The organism is Bacillus cereus (assembly GCF_002567495.1).
Lineage (GTDB): Bacteria > Bacillota > Bacilli > Bacillales > Bacillaceae_G > Bacillus_A > Bacillus_A cereus_AQ.
The window spans coordinates 134420-150731 of sequence record NZ_NVAP01000040.1; the positions used below are offsets into that span (position 1 = coordinate 134420).

Here is a 16312-nt window from a genome sequence, read left to right on the forward strand (position 1 = left end):
GTCGGCTATGAGGAGAGAGAAATGGAGAAGCAATATTTAACCGTTACAGCGTTAACACGCTATATAAAAACAAAAATAGAATATGATCCGCATTTGCAGTCTGTTTGGTTAAAAGGTGAAATTTCCAACTTTAAAAATCATAGCCGTGGCCACATGTATTTTACATTGAAAGATGAAAATGCAAGAATCGCAGCGGTTATGTTTGCGGGTCATAATCGTAATATTAAATTCAGACCTGAAAATGGGATGAAGGTACTCGTGAAAGGGAAAATTTCTGTTTACGAGGCGAGTGGTTCTTATCAAATTTATATTCAAGACATGCAGCCTGACGGAGTCGGAAATTTGCATTTAGCGTACGAACAGTTAAAAGTTCGTTTAGAAGAAGAAGGACTTTTTTCTCAAGTTTATAAAAAAGCAATCCCTCCTTACGCTAAAACAATAGGTGTAATTACGTCGCCAACAGGAGCAGCGATTCGTGATATCATAACAACGATTAAACGTCGTTATCCAATTGGGAATATTATTGTATTTCCAGTACTTGTACAAGGGGAGTCAGCGGCTCCCTCGATTGTACAAGCGATTCGTACAGCGAATGAAATGGGAGAGATAGATGTACTAATCGTTGGTCGTGGTGGAGGTTCTATTGAGGAATTATGGGCTTTCAATGAGGAAGTGGTTGCGAGAGCAATCTTTAAGAGTGAAATTCCTATTATTTCGGCAGTAGGCCATGAAACGGATTTTACAATCGCAGATTTTGTTGCAGACTTACGTGCGCCAACACCGACTGCAGCAGCTGAGCTGGCAGCACCTAACATTATAGAGTTACAAGAAAAGGTATTACAAAGAACTCTGAGATTGCAAAGAGCGATGGGAGAGTTAGTACATAAAAAAGAAGAAAAATTACAAGTGTTGCAAAAATCGTATGCGTTCCGTTATCCAAGACAAGTATATGAGCAAAAGGAAGAGCAATTAGATAGAGCGCTAGAACAGCTTGTTTTAGCGAAAGAGCGCTATATTGATAAAAAGGTGAATCAGTTAAAGCAACTTTCATTTTATTTAGAGAAGCACCACCCATCTCAAAAAATTATGCAAACGAAGGTAGCTGTTGAAACGTTGCAAAAGCAATTACAACGTGAAATGCAAACGTTACTCCAAACGAAAGAATTTGCCTTTGTAAGAGCTGCTCAACAACTTGAAGCGTTGAGTCCGCTTAAAGTAATGATGAGAGGGTACGGGCTTGTATATGATGAAGAGAAGCAAGTGTTAAAAAGTGTGAAAGATGTGAGCCTTGGAGATGCTGTTTCAGTTCAATTACAAGATGGAATACTAGATTGTAGCGTATCAGGCATAGAGGAGCGTGAATTGAATAATGGAAAATAAATTAAGCTTTGAAGAGGCAATTTCGCAACTTGAGCATCTTGTTTCTAAGCTAGAACAAGGTGACGTACCGTTAGAAGAAGCGATTTCTTATTTTAAAGAGGGCATGGAATTATCTAAGCTTTGTGATGAGAAGTTGAAGAACGTACAAGAACAAATGGCAGTTATTCTTGGGGAAGATGGAGAGCTTGAACCGTTTACTGCTTTAGGAGATGAAGCATAGTGACGATTGCTTTTGATACTTTTTTGAAAGAAAGTAAAACTTTCGTAGAAGAGAAACTTGTAAGCTATGCAAATGAATTACAATGTCCAAATGTACTTCGTGAAGCGATGGCATATTCTTTGGAAGCGGGTGGAAAACGTCTCCGCCCGTTACTTTTGTTTGCAACATTACAAGCGTTTGGGAAAGAAAGAAATCTTGGAGTAGGTGCAGCTTGTGCTCTCGAAATGATTCATACATATTCGTTAGTGCATGATGATTTACCTTGTATGGATGATGATGATTTAAGAAGAGGGAAGCCCACAAATCATAAAGTATTTGGTGAAGCGATGGCAGTTTTAGCAGGAGATGGCTTATTGACGTATGCTTTTCAAGTTATTATGGCATATGAGCAAAAAGAAATTTCTGCCGAAAAAAAAGTAAGACTTGTACTTGAACTTGCAAAAGCAGCAGGACCAGAAGGAATGGTTGGCGGACAAGTGGCAGATATGGAAGCTGAAGGGAAAAAGCTTACAATTGATGAATTGGAGTACATCCATAAACATAAGACTGGAAAACTGCTTGAGTTTGCTGTACTTGCGGGTGCAATACTTTCTGATGCGACAGAAGAGCAAGAAGAAAAGTTGCTTACGTTTGCCAAATATATCGGTCTAGCTTTCCAAATTAGAGATGATATTTTAGATGTTGAAGGTACTGAAGAAGAGATTGGAAAACCGATTGGTAGCGATCTTTCTAACGAAAAGAGCACATATACGACGTTGTTTACTGTAGATAGAGCAAAGGATATTTTAGAAGAAACAATTGCAGAAGCAAAAGGTGCAATTAGCTCCTTGCAATTACAAGATGAATACTTACTATCTATTTGCGATTTAATTGCAAAACGTAATAACTAATATAACAGCGTTTTCATTTGTTGAGTCATTTATCATTTTATGATATAAATGTAGGAAAAGGTTTTTCTTTTCTTGTTATTGGCAAAAATATATGTAGATTACATTGCCGTTATCACTTCGTGTTAGCGGCTATTTTTTTCATCGCCTAAAGAAATATGGTTTATAATAGGATTAGGGCGCAATAGACTGGGTAATATCGGGACAAGATGAAAAATAGAAAAAAGAATTTCTTGTTTTGTGTAAATGTTTTTTATAATATTTGACATGTTGACAGATTATGAAATGAAAGTGAGTGATCCATGTGGATCTAACGCAAATTCAAAACCCTAGTTTTTTGAAAGATATGTCTATCAGTGAACTAGAGGGATTGAGTGAGGATATTCGTAAGTTTTTAATTGAAGAGCTCTCTCAAACAGGTGGACATATTGCACCTAATTTAGGTGTAGTAGAACTCACAATTGCTCTGCATAAATTATTTGATAGTCCGAAAGATAAATTTTTATGGGACGTAGGACATCAATCCTATGTACATAAAATTTTAACAGGACGCGCGAAAGAGTTTGGTACATTGAGGCAATATCAAGGTCTATGTGGTTTCCCGAAACGTTGCGAGAGTGAGCACGATGTATGGGAAACTGGTCATAGCTCGACATCGTTATCTGCTGCAATGGGAATGGCTCTGGCACGTGATTTAAAGAAAACGAAAGAATATGTTATACCAATTATTGGAGATGGTGCTTTAACAGGCGGAATGGCTTTAGAGGCATTAAATCATATTGGACATGAAAAAACAGACATGATTGTTATTTTGAATGATAATGAAATGTCAATTGCACCAAACGTTGGTGCACTTCATAATGTACTCGGTCGTTTACGTACCGCAGGAAAATATCACTGGGTAAAAGATGAATTAGAGTATATATTAAAGAAAATCCCGGCAGTTGGTGGGAAAGTGGCTGCGACAGCAGAGAAAATAAAAGATAGTCTTAAATATTTACTAGTATCTGGTGTCTTTTTCGAAGAGTTAGGCTTTACATATTTAGGGCCAGTCGATGGGCACGATTATGAAAAGTTATTCGAAACGTTGCAATATGCAAAGAAAACAAAAGGCCCAGTACTTGTTCACGTTATTACGAAAAAGGGAAAAGGTTATAAACCGGCTGAGAGTGATGTTATTGGTACTTGGCATGGAACAGGACCTTACAAAATTGAATCAGGTGACTTCGTTAAACCGAAAGAAGTTGCACCAGCATGGAGTGCTGTTGTTAGTGAAACAGTACTTAAGCTAGCGAGAGCAGATGAGCGTATCGTTGCAATTACACCTGCAATGCCTGTTGGATCAAAACTTGAGAAATTCCAAAAAGAATTCCCAGATCGTATGATTGATGTAGGTATTGCAGAACAGCATGCTACAACAATGGCAGCGGGTATGGCAACGCAAGGGATGAAGCCATTCTTAGCAATTTATTCGACATTTTTACAAAGAGCATATGACCAAGTTGTTCATGATATATGCCGCCAAAATTTAAATGTTTTCATTGGAATAGACCGCTCGGGATTAGTAGGAGCAGATGGTGAAACGCATCAGGGCGTATTTGACATCTCATTCTTACGTCACTTGCCAAATATGGTGCTTATGATGCCGAAAGATGAAAATGAAGGGCAACATTTAGTTTATACAGCGATGCAATATGAAGATGGACCAATCGCATTACGTTATGCACGCGGTAATGGACTTGGCGTTCATATGGATGAAGAATTAAAGGCGATTCCAATTGGTACGTGGGAGACGTTAAAAGAGGGTACACAAGCAGCTATTTTAACGTTTGGTACGACAATACCAATGGCAATGGAAGCAGCTGAGCGTCTTGAAAAAACTGGAGTTTCAGTGAAAGTAGTGAATGCTCGCTTTATTAAACCAATGGACGAAGCATATTTACATGATCTCTTAGGGAAGAATATACCGATTTTAACGATTGAAGAAGCTTGTTTAATCGGTGGTTTTGGAACAGGAGTAGTTGAATTTGCATCTGAAAATGGTTACCATAGTGCATTAGTTGAACGAATGGGTATTCCTGACCGTTTCATAGAGCACGGAAGTGTAACAAAATTACTAGAAGAAATTGGTTTAACGACAGATGCTGTTGTAGACCGTATTCATACAATGATTCCATCAAAACAAAAAAGGGCGTAACAAATGAGCGTAAAAAAAGAAAGAGTAGATGTACTATTAGTAGAGCGAGGACTTATAGAGACGCGTGAGAAAGCGAAGCGCGCCATTATGGCCGGACTCGTATATGCAAATGAGATGAGACTTGATAAGCCAGGCGAGAAAATCCCGCAAGATACAGAAATTACGATAAAGGGACAAGTTATGCCATATGTAAGCCGTGGTGGTTATAAACTTGAAAAGGCATTAGAGGCATTTCATCTTGATTTACAAGATAAAGTTATGATAGATATTGGTTCATCAACTGGTGGCTTTACAGATTGTGCGCTTCAAAATGGAGCGAAATTATCTTATGCATTAGATGTAGGGTACAATCAACTTGCGTGGAAATTACGTCAAGATGAGCGTGTTGTTGTAATGGAACGGACAAACTTCCGTTACGTGACACCAGCAGACTTAGAACGTGGTTTACCGCAATTTGCTAGTATCGATGTTTCATTTATATCATTAAAGCTTATATTGCCAGTTTTAAAAACAATGCTTATGTCTAACGGAGATGTAGCAGCGTTAATTAAACCGCAGTTTGAAGCTGGAAGAGAGCAAGTTGGGAAAAAAGGTATCGTTCGTGATAGAAAAGTACATGAAGCTGTTGTAGAAATGATTGTCGATTTTGCTTTAAAAGAAGGCTATGATGTGGAAGGTTTAACATTCTCACCAATTACGGGTGGGGATGGTAATATTGAATTTTTAATTCATCTGAAATGGCATGGTGAACGTGAGAATGGCGAAAATCATTCGCCGGTTTCTATAGAGCAAGTTGTTACAGAAGCGCATGAAGTTCTAAAACAAAAAGGGAAAGGGGAATAACATATGTTGTTCCTCTTTTTGTTGTAATTGTATAATGATTGTAAAAACAATTGTGTACAAGAAACGAATTATAAGTTAACATAAATAAGTGAAGTATACCAATGTTTAAACTATGGTAAGAGATAGTGTGAGGTGCAAATGTATGAATAAAGGTCAGCGCCATATTAAAATCAGGGAAATTATTGCAAACAAAGAAATTGAAACACAAGATGAATTAGTTGATATTTTACGTAATGAGGGATTTAATGTAACGCAAGCAACAGTATCGCGCGATATTAAAGAACTGCACTTAGTGAAGGTGCCATTACATGATGGGCGCTATAAATATAGCTTGCCAGCAGATCAACGATTTAACCCGTTACAAAAATTAAAACGAAATCTAGTGGATTCATTTGTGAAATTAGACACGGCAGGACATATGCTTGTGCTAAAAACATTGCCTGGTAACGCTCATTCACTTGGAGCACTTATTGATCATTTAGAGTGGGATGAGATCATCGGAACCATCTGTGGTGATGATACTTGCTTAATTATTTGCCGTACACCTGACGATACAGGTGTTGTCTCTGATCGTTTCTTAAATATGTTGTAACAAAAAATCTTGTTTGCTTTCCATCGTAAAGTGGGAAGTGAACAAGATTTTTTTATTGGTCAAAAATATGAATTTTCAATTGTAATATAATATTTTGTTTGCATAAAATTAGAAAATAGATGGATTGACCCGTAAAACGAATGTTTGGTACAATGAAGCGGGTTAGAAGAGTATATACATACAAATATATAGCATGATTATTTGAATGAAGAACTGAGAAAATCCTTTAGTAAGGGATTATTTTATAACGAGGTGAATGGGGCATTGTTATCGGAATTATCGATTAGAAACTTTGCTATTATTGAAGCATTAAATATTTCTTTTCAAAAAGGTTTAACGGTTTTAAGTGGTGAAACAGGGGCCGGAAAATCGATTATTATTGATGCGATTAGTTTACTTGTAGGTGGCCGTGGGTCAGCAGAATTTGTTCGATATGGAACAGAAAAGGCTGAGATTGAAGGGCTGTTTTATGTTGAAGATGATAAGCATCCATGTATTGAAAAGGCAGAAGAGTTAGATATAGAAATAGAAGATGGCATGATTATTTTGAAGCGTGACATTGCTGCGAACGGGAAGAGTGTATGTCGTGTAAATGGGAAGCTTGTTACACTTAGCATATTAAAAGAAATTGGGAAAACACTTGTTGATATTCATGGACAGCACGAAACGCAAGATTTAATGAATGAAGAACGACATCTGTTTATGCTTGATCACTTTGATGGGGATCGAATCGTTAAACAACTAGGCATATATCAAAACGTATACGCTGACTATGAAAAATTAAAAAAACAATTGAAATCGTTAAGTGAAAATGAACAACAAATGGCACATCGCTTAGATTTAATTCAATTTCAGCATGAAGAAATTCGCAAAGCTGATTTAAAGATGGATGAAGAAAATGAATTAACTGAGGAACGATTGCAAATTTCTAATTTTGAAAAGATTTATAAAGCATTAGGTGATGCATATCGTTCATTGAGTGCTGACGGACAAGGATTAGATAATGTAAGAAGCGCAATGGGACAAATGGAAAGTATTACACATTTAGATGAAATGTATCAAGAGAATCATGATTCAATTGCAAATAGCTATTACTTATTAGAAGAGGTTGCCTATCAACTGAGAGAAAAGCTCGATATGATGGAGTATGATCCAAATCGTTTAGATGAAATCGAAACACGTTTGAATGAAATTCGTATGCTAAAGAGAAAATATGGAAATAATGTAGAAGAGATTTTAGCGTATGCTGACAAAATTGAACAAGAGATTTTTACAATTGAAAATAAAGACGTTCATATTGAAACGACGAAGAAACAGTTGAAGGAATTAGAAAGTGTTATTCTGAAAGAAGCAACGTTGTTAAGTAATATGCGTCATGAGCTTGCAGAACATCTTACAAATGCAATTCATCAGGAATTAAAAGAATTATATATGGAAAAAACGAAGTTTGAAGTGAGAATTATGAAGAGAGAAGGAAATGCAGAAGAACCTCTTGTGGAAGGTGCACCGGTAAGACTTACGGCGGACGGCTACGATCATGTGGAGTTTTATATTTCAACGAATCCAGGTGAGCCGTTAAAACCACTTTCAAAAGTTGCTTCTGGTGGAGAGTTATCTCGTATTATTTTAGCTTTAAAAAGCATTTTTTCTAAGCATCAAGGGGTTGCATCTGTTATTTTTGATGAAGTGGATACGGGTGTAAGCGGCCGGGTCGCACAGGCTATTGCGGAAAAAATTTATCGAGTATCAGTGAACTCGCAAGTACTTTGTATTACGCACTTACCTCAAGTAGCTTCAATGGCGGATTCGCATTTATTTATTCGAAAACAGGTAGCGAATGATCGAACAATTACATCCGTTACCGTTTTAACTATGGAGGATAAAGTAACAGAAATAGCTCGAATGATTTCTGGTGTGGAAATTACAGATTTAACGACAGAGCATGCAAAAGAATTACTTACACAAGCGCATCATTTTAAACAGACAGCAGAGGCTATCCAGTAATGGATAGCTTTTTTTCTCAAATGATGATTTCTTAATTCTTCCGGTTATAAATAAAGCGATGCAAGGAGAGATTAAAAAGTGAAGCCAAGAGGCTGAATGTGGGGTAGGAGCGAGGAGAGTGAACAAGTTGAAATTAGAAAAATTTCGAAAAATAATAGGTCTTTGTCTCCTTGTTTCTTTAGTTTTTATTGGATGTTTTAAACCGCTTCGAACGTTTATTTCATCACCGAAACAACTTGTTGTTTTTGAAGGGCAACAATCAGAAATATCATCATTACCAGTTTTCAAAGCTTCATCCACAAATCGTCATGTATTTACAGTGAGTTCGAATGAACAAAAACAAGGACTTATGGTAAATTCTCATCAAAATGGTGAAGCTGATATGGTATTTCAGCTTGCTGGTTTTCCAGTGAAAAAAGTAAATGTGAAAGTGTTAAAAGATTTTAAAGTGATTCCAGGTGGACAATCAATTGGTGTGAAATTAAATACAAAAGGTGTACTTGTTGTAGGCCATCATTTAATTCAAACTGAAAAAGGTAAAATATCTCCTGGTGAAACAGCAGGTGTGCAAATTGGAGATATGATTACTGAAATTAATGGTAAAACAATTGAAAGAATGAGTGATGTAGCACCGTTTATTCATAATAGTGGAGAAACAGGTGAACCGCTTAATCTTGTTTTGTTAAGAGATGGAAAATATATTCGCACGAAGCTAACGCCACAAAAAGACAACGGTGAATCGTCTTATCGAATCGGTTTGTATATCCGTGATTCGGCAGCTGGAATTGGAACGATGACATTTGTTCATCCGGATTCTATGAAATATGGGGCACTTGGTCATGTTATTTCTGATAATGATACAAAAAAGCCGATTCAAGTCGAAGATGGACAAATTATGCGCTCGACAGTTACATCAATTGAAAGAGGGAGTCATGGGAATCCAGGAGAGAAATTAGCAAGATTCTCACCAGATCGTGAAGTGATTGGCAATATTACAATTAATAGTCCATATGGTATTTTTGGAAAATTAAATACGAATATGAAAAACGGTATAATGGATAAAGCAATGCCTATTGCATTATCTCATCAAGTAAAAGAAGGACCGGCAAAAATATTAACAGTTATTGATCAAGATAAAGTAGAAGCATTTGATATTGAAGTTGTTAGTACAGTGCAGCAAAAATTCCCAGCCACAAAGGGTATGGTAATAAAAGTAACAGATAAGCGTCTATTAGCGAAAACAGGCGGTATCGTACAAGGAATGAGTGGAAGTCCAATTGTACAAAATGGAAAGGTAATTGGTGCTGTTACACATGTATTTGTAAATGATCCAACATCAGGATATGGTGTTCATATTGAATGGATGTTACATCAAGCTGGAATTAATATTTATGATCAAGAGAAAAAAGCGAGCTAATATATATTAGCTCGCTTTTTCTGTTGAAAAATTCGTTGAAATTTTGTAAAAGCTCCGCAAGAGGTGTTTTTTGTTGTAAAATAAAAGAAAAGGGTTGAATGTTTCGTTGTATTTCTATGATGGAATGTGTTGCGAAAGGGAATAAATGAACGATAAACATATTTTTTTGTGATTTTATCGGAAAGTAAGAAACTTTAAAAGGGAATTTTCACACAATTGTCGAACAATTCATGTAGCCTAGAAGGATACACATGTCGGAGAATCGATTCGGTAAGGGAGGAAAAGCTGTGGAGAAAATTAAAGTATGTCTTGTGGATGATAATAAAGAACTAGTATCAATGTTAGAGAGCTATGTAGCTGCTCAAGATGATATGGAAGTAATTGGTACTGCTTATAATGGTCAAGAGTGTTTAAACTTATTACAAGATAAGCAACCTGATGTACTCGTTTTAGACATTATTATGCCACATTTAGATGGTTTAGCTGTATTGGAAAAAATGCGACATATTGAAAGGTTAAAACAGCCTAGCGTCATTATGTTGACAGCATTCGGGCAAGAAGATGTGACGAAAAAAGCAGTTGACTTAGGTGCTTCATATTTCATATTAAAACCATTTGATATGGAGAATTTAACGAGTCATATTCGTCAAGTGAGTGGTAAAGCAAACGCTATGATTAAACGTCCACTACCATCATTCCGATCAGCAACAACAGTAGATGGAAAACCGAAAAACTTAGATGCGAGTATTACGAGTATCATTCATGAAATTGGTGTACCCGCTCATATTAAAGGATATATGTATTTACGAGAAGCAATCTCCATGGTATATAACGATATCGAATTGTTAGGATCGATTACGAAAGTATTGTATCCGGATATCGCAAAGAAATATAATACAACAGCAAGCCGTGTTGAGCGCGCAATTCGTCACGCGATTGAAGTAGCTTGGAGCCGTGGGAATATTGATTCTATTTCGTCCTTATTCGGTTATACAGTATCCATGTCAAAAGCAAAGCCTACGAACTCTGAGTTTATCGCAATGGTTGCGGATAAGCTAAGACTTGAACATAAAGCTAGTTGAGAGTAGAAGTAGCAATGGGTTTTCGTTTTTGTAAAACTGATGCACGCTGAAACTCTATGCTCGATATTAATTTTAAAACCAATAAACTTTTTAATGAAAGACCAATGAATGTTATAATTCGTTGGTTTTTTTATTTTGTTGAGAAAAAGAGATTATTTGATATCATGGAAAATAAAACCTATTTTTAGTAATATTACATATAAGTGAGTTTTTTATAAGGCAATTAAATAGATATAGATAGGGAGAAGGGGAATGAAAAATAAAATTTCAACTTGGCTAGGAATAGTAGCAGCTATGGGAGTTCTTGCTGTTGCAGTTACATTTGGAATGTTAGAACTTGCCGATAATCCAGTAGATAAAGAAGTGAGCGCTCAAATAGATAAAAAAGAAGACCAAACAATAGTAGGTAGAGAGGTAGATGGGGTCTTTGTTGATGTGTATGTTACTAAAAATTCTACTGAAAGCGAAGTCATTACAGCGATGCATCTCATGACTCATCAAAAAGTAGTGGCAGAAGGAAAATCGGGCTCTATCCCGATGATTCAAAATAATGCTAAAAAATTAAAAGAAATCATAAATAAGAGTAGCTTTGCGAAGAAAAATGAGCTATTAGCAATTGCTAATAGATGGGCACAAAAAGATTTTAGTAAAATTGTAGAAGATCACAATTATTTCTCGGATGCTCAAGAAGATAACGTTTGTAAAGCAACTAGAGCAATGGATGCGTTAGAAGAGCAACATTATATTTTAACTACATTCGGGGAAGAAAAAGCGAAAGAACTATACGAATCAGGGGATGCTCCGCACGTGCAATAAAAAATAATATAAAGGGCTTCTAGTTTTGTAGTATCTTGTTTTAAGGACGCAATGGGGACTTATAAATAAATAGTCTGCCTTCTTTATGACTTGTAACAAAAAAGAAAATATGTAACTTATTATTAAGTGATGAAGGAATGGCTAAATCGCATCGTAGCACATCTGTTAAAGGATTTTAGCAGAGAAGTCATCCGTGATATAATAGAAAATAATAAAAAGCCCTGCAAAACAGGACTGTATTACTCTTCGTCTTTATTTTGTTTTTCTAATTCAACTAGCTTTTGAATTAAAATGTGTTGCGGCATATGCATGAGCTGTTCGAGTGGAACACCTAATGCTTTTGATAAGCGGACTGCAGTATCTGGAGAAATTTGTAATGGTCTCATAGAAGTACCTCCTTTTTCGTATAGTATAGCATAAGATTGGGGGAGTGAGGATGACTCTTATATTTGCACATCGTGGTGCGGCTGGAACGTACCCAGAAAATACAATGATTTCATTTGAAGCGGCGGAGTCTTTTAGAGCGGATGGAATTGAACTTGATGTTCAATTGACGAAAGATGGAAAAGTTGTCGTTATTCATGATGAAACAGTGGACCGGACAACAAATGGAAAAGGTGCGGTTCGGAATTATGTATATGAGGACTTATGTAAGTTAGATGCAAGTTATAAATTCGGTGATAAAGTAGGTTTTTGTAAAATACCACTTTTAGAAGAGGTATTAGAATGGCTTGAACAAACGAGTTTGCTACTTAATATTGAACTGAAAAATAATAAAATTCCATACAGAGGTTTAGAGGAAGAAGTTATAACGCTTGTAAGGAAATTTAGTCTAGAGGATCGTGTTATATTTTCTTCGTTTAATCACTACAGTATGAAACGGTGCCATATGATGGCTCCTGATATTCAAACAGCAATTTTATATCGCGAAGGTTTGCATAGTCCGTGGGCATACGCGAAAAAAATGGGGGCTACAGCAGTACATCCGAATTATCGTTACCTTCAAGATGCTATTGCCGAACTAACGATGGAGAGTGGTGTAGAGGTTCGTCCTTATACAATTAATGAAGAAACGCTTATGCGTAAATATTTTGATATGAATATATCGGCGATTATTACTGATTATCCTGAAACAGCAAGAACTTTATTGTCGATAAAAAAATGAGACCGAGAGAAACGGTCTCATTTTTTATTTATCTCGCTATTTGTGGGCAGTAAGACCCTCACCTCAAAATTCAGTGAAAGCAAAGAAGTTAGGTGGGGATTGTACTGTCCGTAAAATCCCGATTGGTGAGGGCTAATTAAAATCCCACTTTATAAATAGTGAAGAATTTTTTATCTTCTAAAGCGAGCTTGTACTTTATTTCGTTTGCGATCTCGGTGTAAGACGAAGCCACCAAAGATATAAAACCCGAGCGCGAAGCAGAGAGCGCCGATTAAAAATTGTAACCACAGTATAGAGATTGGTGGAAATAGAATCCCGAATACAGTATCTCTCATTAACTTTATACCAAACACAGCTAATGAAATAGGGATGAGTGCTAATAGTAGAGCAATGTAACGCTGCATACATAACGCTCCTTTTCAGATTATTTAGTATATTCCAATGATGTTATACGGAAAGGGGGTTTGTCAAGAGGTTGCTGAACGAGTAAGATAAGGGTGTGAAAAAATTTGCAGAGCTACTTCGAGAGGAAGTGTAATATATGAAACAAAAAGTATTAATCGTTGGTGCAGGTGAAGGCGGGAGCGCATTGCTGAATCTGTTACAAAGTTCGAATATATTTCAAATTATAGGAATTATTGATATAAATCCATTGGCACAAGGATTACAAATTGCTAAGGAATATGGGATTGCAATTGGAGAAAGTATAACTCCATTTCTTTCTATGTATATCGATGTAATATTTGATATGACAGGTGAAGATGATTTACATAAAGTTTTATTGAAGAAAAAGAATAAAGACACTCTTCTTATACCAGGTGATATCGCAAAAATTGTTACAGGATTAGCGCATGAGAAGGAAGGGTTAATTGGACGGTTAGAGGAACAAACGCAACAAGGAGAATTGATTTTAAATTCCACGCATGACGGCATGATCGTAATTGATCGAGAGGGACAAGTTCGTCTTTTTAATAAAAGTGCAGAGCGTATTATCGGATATAAAAAAGAAGAGGCGATAGGAAAATATATTTTAGAAGTTATTCCAACTAGTAAATTACTTCGCATTATACGTACGAAACAAATAGAAGTAAATTATGAACTGACATTAGAGAATGGAAAGAAAATTATTACAACGCGTATTCCAATATTAAAAGAAGGCGGAGAGGTACAAGGGGCATTTGCGATTTTTAAAGATATAACAGAAGTTGTAGATTTAGCGGAAGAAGTTACAGACTTAAAAGAAATACAAACGCTACTTGAGGCAATTATTAACTCATCTGAAGAAGCGATTTCGGTCGTGGATGAAAAAGGAAGAGGTTTAGTTATTAACCCGGCATATACGAAATTAACGGGTTTAACAGAAGAAGATATTATTGGAAAGCCAGCTACAACTGATATTGTAGAAGGCGAAAGTATGCATATGAAAGTACTTCGAACGCGTCGTGCGGTACGCGGAATACATATGAAGATTGGACAAAAAAAGCGTGATGTAATTGTAAACGTAGCACCAGTTATTGTGGATGGAATATTGAAAGGGAGCGTCGGTGTCATCCGTGACGTGTCGGAAATTCAAAAGTTAACAAATGAATTGAATAGAGCAAGGCAAATTATTCGTACATTAGAAGCGAAATATTCATTTGATGATATTGTCGGAAATTCAGATGAAACAACGGCAGCTATCGAACAGGCGAAGCTAGGAGCGAATACGCCAGCAACAGTACTGTTACGCGGGGAATCTGGGACTGGTAAAGAATTGTTTGCACATGCAATCCATAATGGAAGTAATCGAAAATATAATAAGTTCGTCCGTGTAAACTGTGCGGCCATTTCGGAGACGTTGTTAGAAAGTGAATTATTCGGTTATGAGGAAGGGGCGTTTTCTGGAGCGAAAAGAGGCGGGAAACGTGGGTTCTTTGAGGAAGCGAATAACGGTAGTATCTTTTTAGATGAAATAGGGGAGTTATCTGCAAATACACAAGCGAAACTTCTTCGGGTATTGCAGGAAAAAGAAATTGTAAAAGTTGGTGGAACGAAAGCAATACCTATTAATGTTCGAGTAATTGCAGCGACACATGTGAATTTAGAAAAGGCTATTTTAGAAGGGAAGTTTAGGGAGGATTTATATTATCGATTAAATAAAATCCCAATTCAAATTCCGTCTCTTCGTCAACGTAAAGGAGATATACCGACAATTGCGGACAGATTGATTCAAAAAATTAATCAAGATTATGGTCGTAATGTAGAAGGGCTCACTGATTCAGCTATTTTATATTTACAATCATATGAATGGCCAGGAAATGTGAGAGAACTTGAAAATATTTTAGGGCGAGCGATTATTTTTATGAATTATAACGAGATATATATTGATGTACAACATTTACCGCCACTACATAATGAAGAGCAGACGGACTTGAAACAAAATCACTTATTACCTGAATTAGAAGAAAAGCCACTGGAACATTTAGTGACAGAGTTTGAAGGGAATATTATTCATGAATACTTGGAGAGATTTGACGGGAATAAAACACAAACGGCAAAAGCGTTAGGAATTTCCGTTCGAAATTTATATTACAAGCTAGAAAAGTATGACCATGCAAAAAATAGCATGCAATAAATTGCGTACCGTGCAATTTATTGCATGGTATACAAAAAGTGACAAAATAAGACAGAATTTTTTGTTATTTTCCAAAGTATTGATTTTACTGCATTTTGAATGCGTTTTCATAATTGGTAAGACCAATTTTAAAAGTTGGCACGGTATTTGCTTTATAAAGAGACGAGGGACGACGGAAAGGGTTGATTACAAAATATGAAGTTAAAATACTTAATTGATCAAGCAGCAGGACAGTCTAAAAAAACTGTGGCTGTGGCAGTAGCTGAAGATCATGAAGTAATTGAAGCTGTAGCGAAAGCAATTAAATTACAGCTAGCTCAATTTCGTCTATATGGAAATCAAGAAAAAATAATGGGGATGCTACAAGAACATGGTTTACAAACTTCAGAACATGTTGAAGTGATTGCAGTAATGTCTAGTGCAGAGGCTGCAGAACTTTCTGTTAAATCTGTGAGAAATGGTGAAGCAGACGTGCTTATGAAGGGTAACATCCCAACAGCGAATATTTTGAAGGCTGTGTTAAACAAAGAGTGGGGCCTACGTAAAGGTAGCGTACTGTCACATGTAGCGGCATTTGAAGTTCCGAATTACGATCGTCTTATTTTCGTTACAGATGCAGCGATGAACATCGCACCTGACGTAACACAAAAAGCTGCTATTATACAAAATACTGTAGAAGTTGCCCGGGCAATAGGAATCGAGTTGCCTAAAGTGGCACCAATCGCAGCAGTAGAAGTTGTGAATCCAGCGATGCAGGCGACAATTGATGCAGCGATGTTAACACAAATGAATCGCCGCGGACAAATTAAAGATTGTATCGTTGATGGACCACTTGCTTTAGATAATGCAGTATCACAAATTGCAGCAGAGCATAAAGGCATAGTAAGTGATGTAGCAGGTAAGGCAGACATTTTACTCGTCCCAACGATTGAAGCTGGAAATGTGCTATATAAATCACTCGTATACTTTGCGGATGCAAAAGTAGGAGCAATGATTGCTGGCGCAAAAGCACCGATTGTTTTAACATCTCGTGCTGATTCAGCAGAAACAAAAGTATATTCATTAGCATTGGCAGTTGCGACTGCTTCAAAATAA

15 protein-coding genes are annotated in these 16312 nt (G+C 36.5%); 13 read left to right on the plus strand and 2 right to left on the minus strand.

Annotated elements, in window-relative coordinates:
* The first annotated feature begins 21 nt into the window (after positions 1 to 21).
* From xseA to COK05_RS19505, 10 genes are all read left to right on the plus strand, one after another.
* Positions 22 to 1380 carry an exodeoxyribonuclease VII large subunit gene (xseA, locus tag COK05_RS19455; protein ID WP_098613895.1) on the plus strand — a complete coding sequence of 453 codons (1359 nt, stop codon included), beginning with the start codon at positions 22 to 24 and terminating at the stop codon, positions 1378 to 1380.
* Positions 1370 to 1600 carry an exodeoxyribonuclease VII small subunit gene (gene xseB / locus COK05_RS19460; protein WP_000428423.1) on the plus strand — a complete coding sequence of 77 codons (231 nt, stop codon included), beginning with the start codon at positions 1370 to 1372 and terminating at the stop codon, positions 1598 to 1600. Before xseA ends, xseB begins: the two co-directional genes overlap by 11 nt.
* On the plus strand, positions 1600 to 2490 hold the full coding sequence (gene ispA / locus COK05_RS19465) for a (2E,6E)-farnesyl diphosphate synthase (RefSeq protein WP_098613896.1): 891 nt from the start codon (positions 1600 to 1602) through the stop codon (positions 2488 to 2490). The genes xseB and ispA overlap by 1 nt, the downstream gene beginning before the upstream one ends.
* Positions 2491 to 2791: 301 nt before the next feature.
* Positions 2792 to 4684 (plus strand): 1-deoxy-D-xylulose-5-phosphate synthase, encoded by a 1893-nt coding sequence (dxs, locus tag COK05_RS19470; RefSeq protein ID WP_098613897.1) that lies wholly within the window; start codon positions 2792 to 2794, stop codon positions 4682 to 4684.
* Between the two features lie 3 nt (positions 4685 to 4687).
* Complete coding sequence (locus COK05_RS19475) at positions 4688 to 5527, plus strand: TlyA family RNA methyltransferase (RefSeq protein WP_098613898.1); 840 nt, start codon at positions 4688 to 4690, stop codon at positions 5525 to 5527.
* A gap of 142 nt (positions 5528 to 5669) precedes the next feature.
* Positions 5670 to 6119, plus strand: coding sequence for an arginine repressor ArgR (gene argR, locus COK05_RS19480; RefSeq protein ID WP_001032580.1), 450 nt, complete (start codon positions 5670 to 5672; stop codon positions 6117 to 6119).
* Positions 6120 to 6383: 264 nt separating this feature from the next.
* The gene (gene recN, locus COK05_RS19485) at positions 6384 to 8123 is read left to right on the plus strand and encodes a DNA repair protein RecN (RefSeq protein WP_098613899.1); all 1740 of its coding nucleotides are present in this window, start codon (positions 6384 to 6386) and stop codon (positions 8121 to 8123) included.
* Between the two features lie 118 nt (positions 8124 to 8241).
* Positions 8242 to 9540 carry a SpoIVB peptidase gene (gene spoIVB, locus COK05_RS19490; RefSeq protein ID WP_002000940.1) on the plus strand — a complete coding sequence of 433 codons (1299 nt, stop codon included), beginning with the start codon at positions 8242 to 8244 and terminating at the stop codon, positions 9538 to 9540.
* 287 nt (positions 9541 to 9827) lie between these two features.
* Entirely contained in the window at positions 9828 to 10622 is a 795-nt protein-coding gene (gene spo0A, locus COK05_RS19500) for a sporulation transcription factor Spo0A (protein ID WP_141539169.1), read from the plus strand.
* Positions 10623 to 10874: 252 nt separating this feature from the next.
* Entirely contained in the window at positions 10875 to 11438 is a 564-nt protein-coding gene (locus COK05_RS19505) for a PRK06770 family protein (RefSeq protein WP_098613902.1), read from the plus strand.
* Between the two features lie 239 nt (positions 11439 to 11677).
* On the opposite strand, the gene COK05_RS19510 is transcribed toward COK05_RS19505, so the two are convergent.
* Entirely contained in the window at positions 11678 to 11824 is a 147-nt protein-coding gene (locus COK05_RS19510; protein ID WP_001247671.1) for a YycC family protein, read from the minus strand.
* 50 nt (positions 11825 to 11874) lie between these two features.
* Between COK05_RS19510 and COK05_RS19515 the strand changes: the two genes are divergently transcribed.
* On the plus strand, positions 11875 to 12603 hold the full coding sequence (locus COK05_RS19515; RefSeq protein WP_098613903.1) for a glycerophosphodiester phosphodiesterase: 729 nt from the start codon (positions 11875 to 11877) through the stop codon (positions 12601 to 12603).
* Between the two features lie 170 nt (positions 12604 to 12773).
* Here COK05_RS19515 and COK05_RS19520 read toward each other — a convergent pair whose 3' ends face one another.
* Positions 12774 to 13007 (minus strand): DUF2627 domain-containing protein, encoded by a 234-nt coding sequence (locus COK05_RS19520; protein ID WP_098613904.1) that lies wholly within the window; start codon positions 13005 to 13007, stop codon positions 12774 to 12776.
* Positions 13008 to 13144: 137 nt separating this feature from the next.
* Here COK05_RS19520 and COK05_RS19525 point away from each other — a divergent pair, with 137 nt between their 5' ends.
* Positions 13145 to 15217 carry a sigma-54 interaction domain-containing protein gene (locus COK05_RS19525; protein ID WP_098613905.1) on the plus strand — a complete coding sequence of 691 codons (2073 nt, stop codon included), beginning with the start codon at positions 13145 to 13147 and terminating at the stop codon, positions 15215 to 15217.
* Between the two features lie 195 nt (positions 15218 to 15412).
* On the plus strand, positions 15413 to 16312 hold the full coding sequence (yqiS, locus tag COK05_RS19535) for a phosphate butyryltransferase (protein ID WP_098613907.1): 900 nt from the start codon (positions 15413 to 15415) through the stop codon (positions 16310 to 16312).